The organism is Siphonobacter aquaeclarae (genome assembly GCF_900103285.1).
GTDB classification, from domain to species: domain Bacteria; phylum Bacteroidota; class Bacteroidia; order Cytophagales; family Spirosomataceae; genus Siphonobacter; species Siphonobacter aquaeclarae.
The window spans coordinates 230,889-246,491 of record NZ_FNGS01000009.1 but is presented as its reverse complement, the minus strand read 5'-3'; the positions used below and the strand labels follow the sequence as shown (position 1 = coordinate 246,491).

The following is a 15,603-nucleotide window of genomic DNA, read 5'->3' as shown; positions in this document are numbered from 1 at the left end:
CGCCCTACACCTACCGGGTCGATGTCTTCACCGCCGCGGGAGCACGCGTCGATTCTTCCGCCTCGGCCAGCAGCGTCTGGCTCACCGGAGCGCCCCTCTCCCGCTCCATCCGCCTTTCCTGGCAGGCCAATGTCCCCTGGAGCAACGACAACCAGACTCACCGCGTCTACCGTCAGAGCCCCTCCGGCGCTTTCAACCTCATCCAGCAGGTAGCCGTTCAGGGAGCCGGCACCTATGTCTTTGTCGACGACGGCAAGGACCATGTCACCTCCGACGGTGACATCTCCACCACCCTGCATCCGGATTCCTCCTACTGCTACCGCGTCGAAACCGCAGGCTCCTACAACGATACCCGCATTCATTCAGGCCTGCTTTTCAACTTCTCCCAGAAGTTGTGCCTGTCGCCCACCGATACCACCCGGCCCTGTCCGCCGGTGCTCAGCCTGGAGCTGCTCGACTGCCCGGCCTACCTCCAGGGCGCCTGTCAGGACGGACCCTACAGCAACAAAATGAGCTGGGTCGATGCCACCACAGGTCCCGGTGGAGAAGCCTGCGACAAAAACATCGTCCAATACAACATTTACTACAAGCGCTATGGGGATGCCGGCGACTTTGCCAAAGTAGGCGAAACCAAGAGCCCGCCCACGCCGCCCAGCCGCAACTTCACCCACGACAACCTGGACAGCTATGCCGGCTGTTACTACGTCACATCCGTCAACCGGTTCGGCGTCGAATCCAAACCCAGCAATACCGCCTGTCAGGACAACTGTCCCGACTACCTGCTGCCCAACGTCATCACTCCCAACGGCGACGGCAAAAACGACACCTTCGAACCCATGAAGTGTCCCCGCTTTGTCAACCGGGTCGTCTTCCGGGTTTACAACCGCTGGGGCGTCAAGGTCTTTGAGCGAAGCGACGACATCCTCATCCGCTGGGACGGCAAAACCGACGGCGGAAAGGACGTCGCCGCAGGCACCTACTACTACGAAGCACAGGTCTTCTACCAGCGCCTCAACAAAGCCGATGAGAACAAACCTGTTGTGGTGAAGGGATGGGTGCAGGTGGTTAGGTAGCAGGGGGCATGGGGCAGGGGGCAGGGAGCAGAGGGCTTTAAGCTGTAGGCCATAAGCTTTAGGCAAAGAAGGAGGGGTCTGTTGCTTACAGCTTATAGCCTATTGCTTACAGCTTATCGCCTATTGCTTAAAGCCCCAAGAAAACCGTGACAGGATGGAACCCTGTCACGGTTTTCTTTTTTATTGTAACACGGCCGGGCACGCGGATTTCACCCTATGCCCCATGCCCTCTGCCCCATGCCCACCAAGCTCATCCTCTTCGACGGCGTCTGTAACTTCTGCAACGGAACCGTCAATTACATCATGGATCACGACGACGGGGTATTTCAGTTTGCCGCGCTGCAGTCGGACTATGCCCGAAAAGTACTCAGTCGCTTTGAGCGGCAGCGCCCCCTGCCGGATTCGGTACTGCTGATCGACGGGAACCGCCTGTACGAAGAATCCGATGCGGCGCTACGTATCGCGGCGCAGGTACGCGGCTGGAAGTGGCTGGCAGCCTTCCGTTTTCTTCCGAAAGTACTCCGGGATAGCGTTTACCGATTCATAGCCCGTCGGCGGTATCGCTGGTTCGGAAAGCAGGACGCCTGCCGGATTCCGACGCCGGCCGAACGGGCACGGTTTCCGGAATGGCAAAACTGAACGGGATACTTCCTATTTTTGCCAGCGGTAATAAACTCGTCTCTATGAACGCTTATGTTTTTCCCGGTCAGGGATCCCAGTTTTCCGGAATGGGCAAAGAGCTCTATTCTTCTTCGGAAAAAGCACGTCAGCTGTTTGAACAGGCTAACGAGATCCTGGGCTTCCGCCTGACCGATACCATGTTTGAAGGCTCTGATGAGGAACTCAAACAGACCAAAATTACGCAACCGGCTATCTTCCTTCACTCTGTTGTACTGGCGTCTGTCGCGGCTGAATTCCAGCCTGCGATGGTAGCAGGACACTCTCTCGGCGAGTTTTCGGCGCTTGTCAGCGCAGGCGCCTTGTCATTCGAAGACGGCCTGAAGCTGGTTTTCCAACGCGCCCAGGCGATGCAGCGGGCCTGTGAAATCAACCCGTCGACGATGGCGGCCGTCCTCAGCTCCCTTCCCGACGAGCAGGTAGCCGAACTCTGCCAGGCGGTACAGCAGGAAACCGGTGAAGTCGTGGTGGCGGCCAACTACAACTGCCCCGGCCAGCTGGTTATTTCCGGCTCGCATGAAGGCGTCCGGATTGCCGGTGAGCGCCTGAAAGAAGCGGGAGCCAAGCGTGTACTGCCGCTGCCGGTAGGTGGCGCTTTCCACTCGCCCCTGATGGAGCCCGCCCGCGAAGAACTCGCGGCGGCGATTGAACTGACCAACTTCCGCAGCCCCAGCTGCCCTGTGTATCAGAACGTAAATGCCCTCCCGGCAACCGATACTTCTGTCATCAAGGCAAATCTGATCGCCCAGCTTACCGCCCCTGTGCGCTGGACCCAGTCTGTACAGAACATGAGTGCCGACGGCGCCACACTCTTCACCGAATGCGGTCCGGGGAAAGTACTCCAGGGCCTGGTTAAGAAAATCATTGCAACAGCCGAAACAGCCGCTGTTATCATCTAAGTATTTTTCTAAAATTGACTGAGAAAAACCTTCCCCATTTCGGGAAGGTTTTTCTATATTTAAGCATTTCCATTTACCCGCGGTATCCGCTATTTATGAGACCACCACTACCACCTTACCATTCGAGAGTATATTATTTCTGACCTCTGATCCGCCATGCACCTCTTAACCAGCAACCTTCCGCGGGTGCTGGGACTTCTGTTTTTTCTGAGTCTCAGCGCCTCCGCCCAGCGCGTCGTACCTGTTACCGTCGATCTCGCGCGGGTCAGTAATCAACTCCCGGTCCTGTCTGCTTCGGGCCGAACGGCAACCGGGACCGTACTTTCCCTTCCGACCCTGGAAGGGCAACAGTCCTTTTCGGTCGTTCCGACACCTGTCGTTCCCCTGTCCGATGCACTCAAGCGGCCGGATATCCGGACTTTTTCCGGCGTCAGTCTTCAAAATCCGGATCTGACCTGCCGTATTACCCTTTCGATGCGCGGGCTGCACGTGCAGTATCAACACGCAGGCGGCATCTATTCCCTTGATCCGTCGCCGGACGGTGCCCGCTACCAGCTCGAAACCGACGAACCCGTACTCCCCTTCGGCTGCAAGCTGCTGACTACGCCTAACAGCGGGCGGGAAAGTGCTGTCACCCAGTCCTTCAGCTATGGAGGTACATTGCGGGATTACAAACTTGCCCTGCTTCTCACGCATGAATTTTACCAGCAGAACGGCAATACCAACGCGAGTGTCGAGGCCGCGGTGCAGCAGCTGATGAACGACGTCAACGGGTTTTATACCCGGACGCTGTCGATCCGTTTTACGCTTATCAGCCCGCTCAGCGACGCGACGATCCACTTTTATCACCAGCCCGATTCGACCCTGGGAGAAAATGCAGCGCCGGTCGCCAACCGGCTGCGGTATCAGTCACTCGACGATGCCATGACCCTCATTCCCAATGACTTCGGCGCCGCCAACTATGACCTCGCCCACGTTATCCACAACTCAGGCGGAGGTATCGCTTACCTCAACTCCGCCTGCGTCAACCTGTACAAGGGCGGTGGCTGGTCGGGCGTTTCGACGCTCAACGGTTTCCAGCGGGTATTTATCCACGAAATGGGTCATAAACTGGGTACGCCGCATACCTTCAACGGCGTCGGGCAGTACTGTACGGCACAGCGATCCTACTCCAGCGCTTTCGAACCCGGCAGTGGGGCCTCGATCATGGGGTACCCCGGCCTTTGCGACCCCGCGCAGAACCTTATCAACACCGGAAACATTGATTTTTTTCACGTCAGAAGTATCTACAACATCGCCTCGTTTGTCGGTACCACTACCTGCCCGGTGACTTCGCCGACGAATAACCAGACGCCCCAGGCAAACGGAGGGCCGGACTATGTCATTCCCCGGCAGACGCCTTTTGTACTGACAGGTTCAGCGACCGATGCCGACGGAGATCCGCTAACGTATAACTGGGAGCAGTACGACATTTCCTACAACAACGCCGGCGCACTGGGTATGATCGCCGGAGCGGGCGGCAAATCAGCGGTAAATGACCCGGCAGCAGCGCTGTTCCGGAGCTATGCGCCGTCGACCGCTACCTCACGGACATTTCCCTCGCTTCCCTACCTGCTGAATAGTAATCCGGATCAAAGCGGAGAAGCGCTTCCGGCAGTAGGCCGTACGATGCACTTTCGTTTTATAGCCTATGATAACAAGGTCACGGGCGGCTCCATCGGAATTGACAATGTAGATGTGATCGTCGACAGCCTTTCCGGCCCTTTCCGGCTTACCTCCCAGAATGGTTCGACGCTGTGGCAGAGCAACAGTACGGCCACGATTACCTGGGACATCGCGAATACCAATGCCGCTCCGATCAGTTGTGCGAATGTTAAAATCAGCCTGTCGACCGACGGCGGTCTTACCTACCCGACCGTACTCGCGGCAAGTACGCCGAATGATGGCTCCCAGGTCGTCACGATTCCCAACGTAACGACCAATACCGGACGGATCAGAATCGAAGCAATCGGTAATATCTTTTTCGATCTCAACGACTATCCGATCACGATCACGAATACCTGTGCTCCGGAGTATTCGGTTATCCAGCCGACTACGGACCTCAGCGGACCGGCTGGAACGCTGCACCCTGATCTGTTTGCGGTTGGCAAGGATACGCTTGCCTTCGCCGGTACGCTTACCACGCTTGACTCTCCGCTGGGTGTGAGTTTGTACGCCAGCGGGACGTCCTGCAACACATTTTCGAATACGTCCTATTTTGATTTGCGGACCTTCCGCGTGACGCAGACGGGTACGTACACTCTGTCTTTTTCTACAGCGTCGAGTCTGGGGTTGATTCTGTCTGTTTTTCAGGGAACGTTTAACGCTTCTTCTCCCTGTACTGGTTTTCTGAAGTCGACGGCCAACCTGAACGGTAGCACAGTATATCTTAACAATAGCCTGTCGGTAACGCTGACGGCCGGAGTAACCTACTCCCTCGTGCTTCATAATTACGGCAGCGGCTATCCCGCGCTGCCTTCGTCCTACACGATTTCGGCGAGTTCGGCTTCCGGCGGAAAGCTCACGCCGCTCGTTCCGGGGGTCAATTCTCCTTATTCGTATACCTATCTGGCTGTTTCGGGTGGTATGGTTAAGGGTTTCAGCGCGACGAGCGACTTCAGTAATCCGTCGGTATACCCGGCAGGTAGTTACCAGGTATACGGGTTGTCGTATGCCGGCGGAACGGATCTGTCGGGTTACGTCAATACTGCCTTTTCGGCTTTTCAGGCGGCGTTGCCTGGATTTTGCGGGAAACTGAGCGGTAATTCGGTAGGCATGACCATCACGGTTCCGGCGTCGATTGCTGTCGCTTCAGTAGACTCTGCCTGCCGGGGAGTAGCATGGCAGGTAGCTTTCAATGCGACGGGCAGCTATTCCGCGCCTTTTCAGGTACAGTTGTCGGATGCTTCGGGGGTATTCGGAGCAGGTATGACGGTAGTCGGCAGCGGAACGACCTCTCCGGTAACCGTTACGTTTCCCGATACCATCGCTACCGGTGCTGCGTACAAATTACGGATCGTAAACCAGTCGGTCGTGAGTGCGGAAGTACCGTTGGTTATCGGAGAAAAATCCTTCGTCACCCGGCTGACGGGTACCTGGACGGATCCGGCGACCTGGTCGTGCCATGCGGTCCCGGCACTGACGGACGACGTCGTGATTCAGGCCGGCCACGTCATTTCCATACCCGACAACACCACTGCGCAGGTACATCAGCTGCTGCTGAACGGGACGGTGCAACTGGGTACCGGCGCCTTGCTGAGCCTGGCCCCCTGACGAAAAAAAGTGCTGACGCAGCTTATTCGAAATCAGCGGCTTAGCGTGTTCCACGGGCTTTTCCGCCGCATTTTTTCACTTTTTTCCGTGAAACCGCTTGACAAGCGACCTCAAAACCCCCTATCTTTGCACCACCAACACGGAAATGACCGATGGTGTAATGGTAACACAGGAGATTTTGGTTCTCTTATTCAGGGTTCGAATCCTTGTCGGTCAACGAAGAAATGGTAAAAATCCCTTGCTGGAAACGGCGAGGGATTTTTGTTTTGATTTTATTGAATAGCTTCTTCCAAAGGGGGCTAAGACCGACTCATCTGTATGAATTCGATCGTCTATTTATTCGAACCTATGTTGTTCTCTAGTCTAAAATAATGGACTTTTCTTTCGGCTTGGTGTATAAAATCCGCGCCTCTATCAACTACTTCATTTGTTTTAACAGCTCCGCCAGAAATATCTATATGGGATTGGACCCGATACCACCCCTTCAGCCAATAAATAACAATATCAAATTCCAATCTTCCATCTTTTAGTTCAAAAGAGGTCGTTCGTATCACTTTACTACTTTCCACAGGAAGGTCGTTTAAAGAAATATTTTCAAACTCTCTCGAGGATGGTTCCGCCGCCACCTTATAAACAAAATAAACAAAACAGCTCCTCACTGGTAAATCATTTTTATTCTCCAGCCGAAATTCTATTTTTCCTTCCCTCGAACTGGTTCCATTAAATATTCTAACGAAAAGCCGAGGAACTCCGTCTCCTCCTGTGATTTCTCGTAAAGTATTCGATTGCTGTTCAAGCAATATCTTTTGACTATCAATTAACTCATTTTGCTTTTGAATTACGGTAGAGGACGCAGACAAGCTCTCGTTTTGTTTTTCAATTAAATATTTCGCCGATTCAATAATTTCATTGCTCCTATTCTGAAGATCTTTATGCTCTTCTACGCGATTCGCCTCCCTTTCTGCTCCTACACGACTATCTTTCAAGGCCTTCCCCCGTTGCAAGTATGCCGAGATGCATAAAAAGATAAAAGCCAAAAAGCCCGCAATAACAGTTATGACAAAAGCAACTGTCGGATTCTCCACCATTTTTTTAAAAAAGTCCATAGGCAAAAAAAGACATTTTGTGGAGAGCGTATAAATTAGTATTAGTTTCAATATCGAATATTATTGTCATAGATCTCGATCAAATTCTCAAAATCAATTATTCGAACACTTCAATCCCACCCCCACCAACGTCCAAAACTCCACATAATCTCTCCCCTCCCCATATCCATCCAACGTAACCCAAAAGCTGATTCGGAAAATTTCCTGTCCTGGGCAATATATCCAAATTCTGCCTTCTTCGTCTACAACAGCGCTGCACGAACTGCCATTAAAGGTCATAAGCTTTAATTCTATTTCAGGTACCAGTCGGAGTAATTCCACAATTCCGACATAGCGGGTTTCTATAGGTTCGGTACCTGCTAATTCCTTTTCAGTTGTTTCCATGAGTAGTTGGATATGGTCAATAAAATCGCGAAATGATATTTTAGTTGTTATTAACAACCATCGACTACAAATAACAATCAACAACTATTGACTACAAAATAATCCGGCAACTATTTTCAACAACCATTCACAACCTTACCTTTGAACCATGAAGAAATTCACCATATCCATTACCGACGAAGCCCATAAACAGCTCCTTAAGCTGCAATTAGAGCGAAAAATCTCCGGACATGCCGTTACGGCTCTCAGTGAAATGGCTGGAGAGCTGTTGTCGAAATACTTGGAAGAGCTTGCGAAACAGCAAGCATCAACGTAAAGAAGGCTCGCCGAATGGCGAGCCTTCTTTCTACCTCACCTCCACCGTATTCTTCTCATCACTGAACCATCCGTTCTCCAACTCTCCATCGCACTTTTCGAGCAGGACCTGCTGGAGTTGCTTTACCTTTTCGGGGTGGGTAGAGGCCAGGTCCGTTTCTTCGCGGGGGTCTTTGGGGAGAAAGTATAGTTGAAAGAGTTTCTTCGGGGCGTAATAACGGAGCTTCCAGCCATCAGCAGTGACCAGCGCCGGCCCCATAAACGACCCGAAAGCGATGGCGGAATGATCGGGGGAATTTTTAACGGGCTTTTGTTGCAGCACCGAGAGGTAGGATACGCCGTCCTTCCCGTCTTTTAATGGTACATGAAGCAAGTCGGCGACGGTCGCCAGAAAGTCATAATTCGTTACCAATCGCTTGGATACCAGCCCTTTCCGGAACTTTCCCGGCCAGTAGACAAACAGCGGCACACGCACACCGCCCTCCCAGTTGCTGCGCTTGAGGCCGGCGAGGCCGTGGTTGCCGTCGAACACATCTCCGCCCACCCTACTATAAAACTTATCTGCTACGTCGGTGAAAAGTTTGCCCGTCCGCATATCCCGGTACGGCTTCTCGACGCGCCCTTTGAAGCTGTAATAGAGTTCGTGCCCGTTGTCGGATGAAAAAACTATCATCGTATTCTCCGCGATACCGAGGCGTTTCAGTTCTTCGAGGATAACGGCTACATCATCGTCCAGGCGTTTTACCATCGAAGCATAGGATTTTTCGATGGGTGTCAGATCGGTGCGCAGGGCTACTTCCGGGTGAATGGCCGGAATGGCAACCGGCCCATGCGGTAGTTGCGTCGGGTGAAAGAGGAAAAAAGGCCGGTCTTTATTTTTCCGGATAAACGACAGCATCTTTTGAAGAAACAGGTCCTGCGAATACACCTGTTTGCCATTCCGGTTCCACCGTTCCTGCTCCTGAAGACTATCCGATCCCCACTCGCCGGATTTGCCCGCTTCCGGATCTGTATTGCCGGGTATCGCGATCCGCTGCCCGTTTTCGTGCAAAAACATGGGATAAAAACCGTGACACTGAATGTGATCGTAATATCCGTAGTGCTCGTCCCACCCGTGGCGTTTCAACTGCTCATTGGATGTGGCAAAACCCCAGTCAAGCTTACCGATCTCCGCCGTGACATACCCCGCCGCCTTGAAGACCTGCGGCAGGTATTGGACATCGGGTTCGTTTCCGACTATGGCATTGACCTTCGCCTGGGCCTCTGTATCGCTCAGGCCGGCGGTGACCGTCTTCGTATAAATACCACCTCTCGTCAACAGGTATTTTCCTTTCCGGCAATCGTTATAGCCGGTCAGTAACGTGGCCCGCGAAGGCGCGCAATAGGCACTGGAGTATGAATTTTCGAAAACGACGCCTTCCCGGGCGAGGCGGTCAATGGCCGGTGTCGTCAAATACCGCTGCCTGTAATGAGAAAGCATCCCCGCGCCCATGTCGTCGGCGAGGATGTAAATGACGTTGGGCTTTTGCTGTGCGAAAGAGGAAAGCGACAGCAATACCCAAAGCGGGAATACCAGAATAGGGCGGAGAGCATTCATGTAAAAAAGTCCGGAGGTTCTGCTCTATGAATACCGGATCTACCTCTTGATACTCTTTCTGTGAAGTCTGTGAAGTCTGTGAGCAATTTTAATTTTCTCACGGACTTCACAGACTACACAGACAATCATCCCTCCGAAAACCCGTCCAGCATCTCCATCGTCGGCACAAAAAACAACGTTCCGGTATGTGCCGTGCTAAAGTCCAGCAGCCGGTCGTAATTCCCTTCCGGTACGCCGAGGAACATCCGTTCGAGCATTTTCCGTGTGGTACTGAAGGTATTGGCGTAAGCAATGAAATAGGTGCCGAACTCGCCTTTCTGCGGGTGTCCGAAAGGCATGTTATCGCGGACGATTTTGAGGTCGTTTCCGTCGTCGTCCGTCAGATTGGCCAGGGCGCTGTGGGCATTGGAAGGCTTGACATCGTCCGGCATTTCCACATCACTCTGCTTGTAGCGGCCGATGATTTTTTCCTGCGCTTCAACGGGCAGCGCCTCCCAGGCGGTCAGATTATGCAGGTATTTCTGCACGAAAAGGTAGCTGCCTCCGCGGTAGGCCGGGTCTTCGTCGCCGACAAGGCCGAATTGACTGCGCTCATCTCCGACCGGGTTTTCGGTCCCGTCCACAAAGCCGATTACCGACCGGCCGTCCCAGTACCGGAAACCATGAATTTCTTCCAGGCACTCGGCAACGGGGCTCAGCGCGTTCGAAAGGGCCTTTGCCATGTCAAAACACACGGCTGTACTGCTGGCCCGCAGGTGAAAATGGAGGTCTCCGGGTGTGGAAACGGCCACGTGCTTCCTGCCGGCTATCGGCTTGAAGGTCGTGAGCTCTTTCGGCAGGGGCGTCGGCAGGCCCAGCTTCAGCCAGGCGTCGTGCCCGATGCCCATCACGCAGCTCGCGCCGCTGTTGACGACCCGGATGGCCATCGAGCGGTTGAGGTTGCCGATCAGACCACATACGGTCTCGAAAGCGGGCTTGTAATCAGCGCCTTCCCTGAATTTCCAGACAGAAAACAGGGTATTGCTGTTGGGTGAATCGGTAATGTTCTGGGGGGTAGTTCTGGGTTCCATCGGTTCGTTGCTATGCTCGGGGGAATAAGGGAAAGGGATACTAGCCAAACCACTCCTGCCGGATTTTTCCGATATACGGCGAGGTACGGAGGCCCGAAGCCAGCTCCAGCAGCTCCGTTCCGACGTTCGGGTAGAGATTCAGTTCCGGCAGGGCCTGCAGCGGCTTCCAGACCACTTCCTGCGCCGTAGTTTCGGCCGGATTAATGATCGGAATACCTCCGATGATGGATCCGGCGAAAACACAATGCAGCACGCCCTGCTTCAGCTGCGGCAGGAGTACTTCGCCGGCAACGAGCAGCCCCTGCACTTCTGTCTCGAGGTTCAATTCTTCCCGCAGTTCGCGGATGATGGTCTCCGGCATGGTTTCACCCGGATCGGGGTTACCGCCGGGCAGTTGAAACACATCGGTATCGCCGTACCGGTACCGCGTCAGCAACACGTGGCCGTTTTCGAGTAACAGAACAGAAGGTCGTACTTTCATTTTGCCTTTTCATTAAGAGTCGTCCGGACACGAAAATATTCCTTCCTGCGCCAAACAGACACTCTTTCCTCGATTTCCTTGTATTTTCCGTAAACTTGTATCCGGATGGCAGGGCCTTTTTTCGTTAGAAGACCTGAAATCCCTTCCTCCGACTGACATTCCGGATTGTATACCTGATTATGGCGATTGACATCAGCACACGCACCAGAAAAGACCTCCTTATCCACTTATCCTTGGTTATCAGTCTGTTTCTGGCCGCTTTTCTGGGATTTTTCTTTGTATACCTGCCCTGGTCGACCAACCACGGACAGAGTATCACCGTCCCGGACCTGCGGAAAATGAATCTTGACGACGTCCGTTCAGCGCTGGACGAACGCCGCCTCGACTACGTGGTGTCTGACTGTACCTTCGTTCCGGGTGTTGCTCCCTACACAGTCCTCTCGCAATATCCCTTCCCCAATTCTCTGGTAAAGGAAGGCCGCAATATTTACCTCACCGTGACGATGGGTACTGCCCCGATGATCCGCATGCCGGATCTCATCGGCAACGGCCTCCGCAGTGCTCAGTCCTACCTCCGCAGCGTAGGCCTGGCCGAAGGTACGATCCGCTATATTCCCGATATCGCCGAAAACGCGATTCTCGAACAATGGTACAACGGCCGGAAGATCGAACCGGGTACCCAGCTGCCGAAGGGATCGCGGATTGACCTCGTCGTCGGAAACGGCATCGGCAATACCGAACTCGATGTACCAAGCCTCATCGGATTATCACAGGAAGAAGCCGAGATCTACATCAAAGGCTCCGACCTCCGCGTAGGTACGGTGCTGTATAAGACGGTACCCGGCGCGAAACCCGGTACGGTTGTCGAGCAGCGCCCGGCCGCCAACAGCGGTGTGAAGGTCCATGTTGGTGAAATCATCGATATCTGGATTGCCGGCACGCCTGACAACGACACGGGCGAGGGAAAGATCGAGGACCAACCCTAATAAACGGATTACATGACCCGCTTTTACCTGTTCCGGATTGCCCTGCTCTGGCTGCTGGGTTCGGTTGCTGTTGTCGATACTGTTTCGGCACAGTTTACGACCGTTCCGATCTCCCGCGCCGGTACCGAAAAGACCGCACGCCCGGGCCGTACCGCTGCCCTGACATTGCCCTTTTTTGATGATTTTTCAGGTTCCGGAAACGGTACGCCTGATCCGGCCCTGTGGGTGGGCGGCGGAGGTACCGTCGTCAATAACACGATGACGGTCAACCATCCAACCCTGAATGTGGCAAGTTTTGACGGACTTCGCCGCGATGGTATTCCCTATAACCTGGACTACGATCTGGCGCAGGGCCCGACCGATACCCTGACTTCCCTGGCGATTGACCTGTCCGCCAGCAGTATCCGCGACTCCCTCTACCTCAGTTTTTTCTGGCTGACGAAGGGCCTGGGCGACCAGCCCGACGCCAACGATTCGCTTCAGGTGCAGTTTCTGACCAACGGAGGGCTTTGGCAAACCGTCTGGTCGATGAAGGGCGGTATCCTTCCCACTGAATTCCAACAGGCCTTTATTCCCATAAAATCAGCCATTTACCTGCATGCAGGGTTTCAGTTCCGGTTCAGAACATACGGTCGTCAGTCGGGCGCGTTCGACGCCTGGCATATCGATTATGTCTACCTCAATAAAAACCGGACAAGACGGGACCGCTATTTCCGGGATATTTCGGCGCGGCAACCGGTCAGTCCGTTCCTCAAGCACTACCGGACCATGCCGCTGTCGCACTACCGGCTGAACCCGACAGCCGAAACGGCCGATACGCTGACGACCTCCATTACCAACCTCAACAGCAATAACGACCAGACCGAAACCTTTCTGGAACTAAAGGAAGTAAAGCGTAACACGGTCTTTTTCACCGGCGCTACCGCGCCTGGAAACGTTCCGGCTACCGATTACGACGATCCGAAGCTGCCCCATCCGGGCTTTCAGCAGCGGGCGTGGCTCAAGCCGCAACCGCTGACCTCGTTCAGGGATACATCGGCGGTTATCCGGGCGACGTTTTCGTATTCCATGGCCGACAAAAACAACCCTGTCATTCCCGGTGTCGATTTCAGCCGGAACAATACGATTACTTCGGAGACGGAACTGGCGAATTACTTTGCCTATGACGACGGCTCAGCCGAGTACGCGGGGGGAATCAACCAGAAGTTCGGGATTGTCGCCGTCCGGTTTGTGGCCCGCAAGGCCGATACCCTGAGGGCCGTTCGCATCCAGACGGTCTTCTACCGAAAAGATCTTAGTAATCAAACCTTTACGCTTTCCATTTGGGGAAATGCAAACGGGAAGCCGTCTCAAACCCTGATTCAGCAGGCCTTTACCGTCAAATACCCGGACGTTCCGACGGGGTTTGCCGAGTTTGCCTTCCGGAACGCGATCGTCGTTTCCGATACATTCTGGGTAGCTTTTCAGCAGTTGTCGGAAGACATGCTGGCGATCGGTCTTGACAAAAACACGCCCCAGTTCCGCAAACACATTTACTACAACCTGGGCAATGCCTGGGCGCAGAATACCGACCTGGAGGGAGCTTTTCTGATCCGACCCGTGTTCGGCAAGGGTACGCTTCAGGTGGTCACCGGCGTTGAAGAACTGGAAGAGAAAGACGTTCAGGTATTCCCGAATCCGACGCCCGGCCCCATCCGGTGGAAACGCAAAGAACTTCATACCCTGCAGGTATACGATCTCAGCGGCCGCCTGCATTGGCAGAAAAGCGGCCTGACTGATCCGGGCGCCGACCTGTCCGGCCTGACTCCGGGCATGTACCTGTTGCGTCTTTCAAACGAAAAGCAGACTTTCGTCCGGAAATTGATCATCGAGAAGTAGAACCAACACTTTTTTCACTGCACCATGGATATCACCGTTCAGGAATTGAAAGAACGCCTTGACAAGGGCGAAAAGCTGAATCTGATCGACGTCCGCAACCCGGACGAATACGAAGAGCAAAACATCGGCGGCCTGCTGATCCCCCTGGGTGATCTGCCGGATCGGATCGAAGAAATCGAAAACCTCAAAGACGAAGAAGTACTGATTCACTGCCGGTCCGGCGCCCGTTCCGCACGCGCACAACAATTCCTTGAAGCACAAGGATTTACAAACGTGCGCAACGTACTCGGCGGTATCCTGGCCTGGAACGAACTGTAGTCTCCGCTCCGACTCTCAACTACCTTTCTTTCTGTGAATTCTGCGTTTTCTGTGAGAAAAACAAGCCTCACAAAACACCCGGAATTCACAGAAACGGTTTTATGACTCCCGAACTCTTCCGGCAACGACTTGCCTCCGGCCAACTTCCCCGCCTCCTCGATATCCGGACACCGTACGAACGGGATTCCTTTTCGCTGGGCGGGTTGCATTTGCCGCTCGACGAACTGCTGCTCCGGATTGATGAAATTCCGGCAGACTGGAAGGAAAACGAGGTGATTGTATACTGCGGTACCGGACTGCAAAGTGCTATTGCCGCCCGCATTCTTGCCAAACGGGGATTCACCGGTGTGGACCACCTCGAAGGCGGTATTGAGGCTTATTTGTCGCTCTGATCATCGGCCACGGCGACCGCTATCTTCGAATCCGCCGTTCCGTAGTACAGGAACCACTTCCCCTTCAGCGGCGCGAGCCCTTCCAGAAACACGACATTATTGACCTGGCCGGTGAGCTCATACGGTTTGTCGGGAACGAAAAAGGACTCGGCCAGTCGCGCTGACAGTTTCGACGGGTCTTTCGCGTCAAAAAGCGCCTGCCCGGCCGAATACACCAACGCGCCGGTCTTGTTGGGCGTGGCGGCATTGTAAATCAGCAGAATACCTTTCTCGCCGAGCAATGCAAACGGTCCCGGCTCAACCAACTGCCCGTCAAATTTCCCGGGGCGGGGCCGGAGAACCGGCGCCAGACCGCCTTTGCCGTCTTCAAGCGGCGTCCAGTGAATCAGGTCGTCAGACGAAGCCAGAAACAGACTCGTATCTCCGAAATACATCCAGTATTTGCCATTGATTTTTTCGGCGACGAAGCGGTCGCCCTGGCGTCGGGCAATGATCGCACCCGATTTTGACCAGGTATGCAGGTGCTTTCCTTCGCCCAGGACTGGGCCGTATTTCGTCCAGGTGTGCAGGTCTTTAGATGTGGCCAGCAGCAGGCGGGCAGTTTTGCCATCGTATGCGGTATAGGTCAGGATATAGCCGCCGTCGGGGTGCTCTACTACGCGGGGATCTTCACAGCCTCCCTCCCATTCGTACTTCTTCCAGGCATCGTCCGACGGATAAAAAACAGGAGCAGGCTCTTTTTTGAAATGCAGGCCGTCGTTGCTGATGGCCAGCCCCAGCCGTGATACCCCGGCATACTTTCCGAGCTTGTCTTCCGCGCGGTACAGCATCCATATTTTCCCGTCGCGAACAACGCAGGCCGGATTGAAGACGTCCTTTTCCTCCCACTTTACCTCTTTTTTCCAGATAGGGTCGCGGAATACCTGGCTCGCCGCTGGCGTCAGTACCGGGTTGACGCTGTCTGCTTTGACAAAAGGCATCAACGCCCAGCCGGTTCCGGTTGAATCGGGTAAGGCGGCGGTTTGCTGAGAAGAAGGAGTATGACGGCAGGCGCCGGCAACCAGCAGAATCAGCAGTCCGGAAAGGAAAGAGGTACGTTGCATTGTGTATCAGG

At 54.2% G+C, this 15,603-nt stretch carries 15 protein-coding genes and 1 tRNA gene; 10 read left to right on the top strand and 6 right to left on the bottom strand.

Translation table 11 applies throughout. The features are described 5' to 3' along the window. From BLR09_RS21875 to BLR09_RS21855, 5 genes are all read left to right on the top strand, one after another. On the top strand, positions 1–1,073 hold a 1,073-nt coding region (locus BLR09_RS21875; protein WP_143011182.1), incomplete at its 5' end, for a T9SS type B sorting domain-containing protein. Positions 1,074–1,310: 237 nt separating this feature from the next. Further along, positions 1,311–1,712, top strand: a complete 402-nt coding sequence (locus BLR09_RS21870) for a thiol-disulfide oxidoreductase DCC family protein (RefSeq protein WP_093207872.1) — start codon at positions 1,311–1,313, stop codon at positions 1,710–1,712. Between the two features lie 44 nt (positions 1,713–1,756). Then, the gene (fabD, locus tag BLR09_RS21865; RefSeq protein WP_093207871.1) at positions 1,757–2,650 is read left to right on the top strand and encodes an ACP S-malonyltransferase; all 894 of its coding nucleotides are present in this window, start codon (positions 1,757–1,759) and stop codon (positions 2,648–2,650) included. A 156-nt stretch (positions 2,651–2,806) separates the two neighbouring features. Then, a complete protein-coding gene (locus BLR09_RS21860; RefSeq protein WP_093207850.1) occupies positions 2,807–5,962 on the top strand; it encodes a M12 family metallo-peptidase in 3,156 nt (1,051 codons plus the stop codon). A 146-nt stretch (positions 5,963–6,108) separates the two neighbouring features. Continuing rightward, positions 6,109–6,179: transfer RNA gene (locus tag BLR09_RS21855), tRNA-Gln, on the top strand. Positions 6,180–6,294: 115 nt separating this feature from the next. On the opposite strand, the gene BLR09_RS21850 is transcribed toward BLR09_RS21855, so the two are convergent. Beyond that, on the bottom strand, positions 6,295–7,068 hold the full coding sequence (locus BLR09_RS21850) for a hypothetical protein (RefSeq protein ID WP_093207849.1): 774 nt from the start codon (positions 7,066–7,068) through the stop codon (positions 6,295–6,297). Between the two features lie 93 nt (positions 7,069–7,161). Next, positions 7,162–7,452: a hypothetical protein gene (locus BLR09_RS21845; protein WP_093207847.1), complete on the bottom strand. Its 291-nt coding sequence runs from the start codon at positions 7,450–7,452 to the stop codon at positions 7,162–7,164. A 148-nt stretch (positions 7,453–7,600) separates the two neighbouring features. Here BLR09_RS21845 and BLR09_RS25595 point away from each other — a divergent pair, with 148 nt between their 5' ends. Then, on the top strand, positions 7,601–7,768 hold the full coding sequence (locus BLR09_RS25595; protein ID WP_176785639.1) for a hypothetical protein: 168 nt from the start codon (positions 7,601–7,603) through the stop codon (positions 7,766–7,768). Between the two features lie 30 nt (positions 7,769–7,798). On the opposite strand, the gene BLR09_RS21840 is transcribed toward BLR09_RS25595, so the two are convergent. The 3 genes from BLR09_RS21840 to BLR09_RS21830 form a co-directional block, all read right to left on the bottom strand. Continuing rightward, the gene (locus BLR09_RS21840; protein ID WP_093207846.1) at positions 7,799–9,364 is read right to left on the bottom strand and encodes an arylsulfatase; all 1,566 of its coding nucleotides are present in this window, start codon (positions 9,362–9,364) and stop codon (positions 7,799–7,801) included. A gap of 125 nt (positions 9,365–9,489) precedes the next feature. Further along, a complete protein-coding gene (locus BLR09_RS21835; protein WP_093207844.1) occupies positions 9,490–10,434 on the bottom strand; it encodes a Dyp-type peroxidase in 945 nt (314 codons plus the stop codon). 40 nt (positions 10,435–10,474) lie between these two features. Continuing rightward, positions 10,475–10,915, bottom strand: a complete 441-nt coding sequence (locus BLR09_RS21830; protein WP_093207843.1) for an NUDIX hydrolase — start codon at positions 10,913–10,915, stop codon at positions 10,475–10,477. A gap of 233 nt (positions 10,916–11,148) precedes the next feature. On the opposite strand from BLR09_RS21830, the gene BLR09_RS21825 reads away from it, so the two are divergent. From BLR09_RS21825 to BLR09_RS21810, 4 genes are all read left to right on the top strand, one after another. After that, positions 11,149–11,901, top strand: a complete 753-nt coding sequence (locus BLR09_RS21825) for a PASTA domain-containing protein (RefSeq protein ID WP_245689990.1) — start codon at positions 11,149–11,151, stop codon at positions 11,899–11,901. A 12-nt stretch (positions 11,902–11,913) separates the two neighbouring features. Next, on the top strand, positions 11,914–13,779 hold the full coding sequence (locus BLR09_RS21820) for a T9SS type A sorting domain-containing protein (protein ID WP_093207841.1): 1,866 nt from the start codon (positions 11,914–11,916) through the stop codon (positions 13,777–13,779). Positions 13,780–13,803: 24 nt separating this feature from the next. Next, positions 13,804–14,097, top strand: a complete 294-nt coding sequence (locus BLR09_RS21815; protein ID WP_093207839.1) for a rhodanese-like domain-containing protein — start codon at positions 13,804–13,806, stop codon at positions 14,095–14,097. Positions 14,098–14,198: 101 nt separating this feature from the next. Further along, a complete protein-coding gene (locus BLR09_RS21810; protein ID WP_093207838.1) occupies positions 14,199–14,489 on the top strand; it encodes a rhodanese-like domain-containing protein in 291 nt (96 codons plus the stop codon). Here the strand turns inward: BLR09_RS21810 and BLR09_RS21805 are convergent. Then, the gene (locus tag BLR09_RS21805; protein WP_093207837.1) at positions 14,474–15,592 is read right to left on the bottom strand and encodes a glycoside hydrolase family 130 protein; all 1,119 of its coding nucleotides are present in this window, start codon (positions 15,590–15,592) and stop codon (positions 14,474–14,476) included. The two genes, BLR09_RS21810 and BLR09_RS21805, sit on opposite strands and share 16 nt — an antisense overlap. Between the last annotated feature and the right edge of the window lie 11 nt (positions 15,593–15,603).

Excerpts from the sequence above, each read along its gene's own strand:
- BLR09_RS21860 (WP_093207850.1), top strand. The coding sequence starts at position 2,807 with ATGCACCTCTTAACCAGCAACCTTCCGCGGGTGCTGGGACTTCTGTTT.
- BLR09_RS21840 (WP_093207846.1), bottom strand. The coding sequence starts at position 9,364 with ATGAATGCTCTCCGCCCTATTCTGGTATTCCCGCTTTGGGTATTGCTG.
- BLR09_RS21850 (WP_093207849.1), bottom strand. The coding sequence starts at position 7,068 with ATGGACTTTTTTAAAAAAATGGTGGAGAATCCGACAGTTGCTTTTGTC.
- BLR09_RS21805 (WP_093207837.1), bottom strand. The coding sequence starts at position 15,592 with ATGCAACGTACCTCTTTCCTTTCCGGACTGCTGATTCTGCTGGTTGCC.
- BLR09_RS21845 (WP_093207847.1), bottom strand. The coding sequence starts at position 7,452 with ATGGAAACAACTGAAAAGGAATTAGCAGGTACCGAACCTATAGAAACC.
- BLR09_RS25595 (WP_176785639.1), top strand. The coding sequence starts at position 7,601 with ATGAAGAAATTCACCATATCCATTACCGACGAAGCCCATAAACAGCTC.
- BLR09_RS21830 (WP_093207843.1), bottom strand. The coding sequence starts at position 10,915 with ATGAAAGTACGACCTTCTGTTCTGTTACTCGAAAACGGCCACGTGTTG.
- BLR09_RS21820 (WP_093207841.1), top strand. The coding sequence starts at position 11,914 with ATGACCCGCTTTTACCTGTTCCGGATTGCCCTGCTCTGGCTGCTGGGT.
- BLR09_RS21870 (WP_093207872.1), top strand. The coding sequence starts at position 1,311 with ATGCCCACCAAGCTCATCCTCTTCGACGGCGTCTGTAACTTCTGCAAC.
- BLR09_RS21835 (WP_093207844.1), bottom strand. The coding sequence starts at position 10,434 with ATGGAACCCAGAACTACCCCCCAGAACATTACCGATTCACCCAACAGC.
- fabD (WP_093207871.1), top strand. The coding sequence starts at position 1,757 with ATGAACGCTTATGTTTTTCCCGGTCAGGGATCCCAGTTTTCCGGAATG.
- BLR09_RS21815 (WP_093207839.1), top strand. The coding sequence starts at position 13,804 with ATGGATATCACCGTTCAGGAATTGAAAGAACGCCTTGACAAGGGCGAA.
- BLR09_RS21810 (WP_093207838.1), top strand. The coding sequence starts at position 14,199 with ATGACTCCCGAACTCTTCCGGCAACGACTTGCCTCCGGCCAACTTCCC.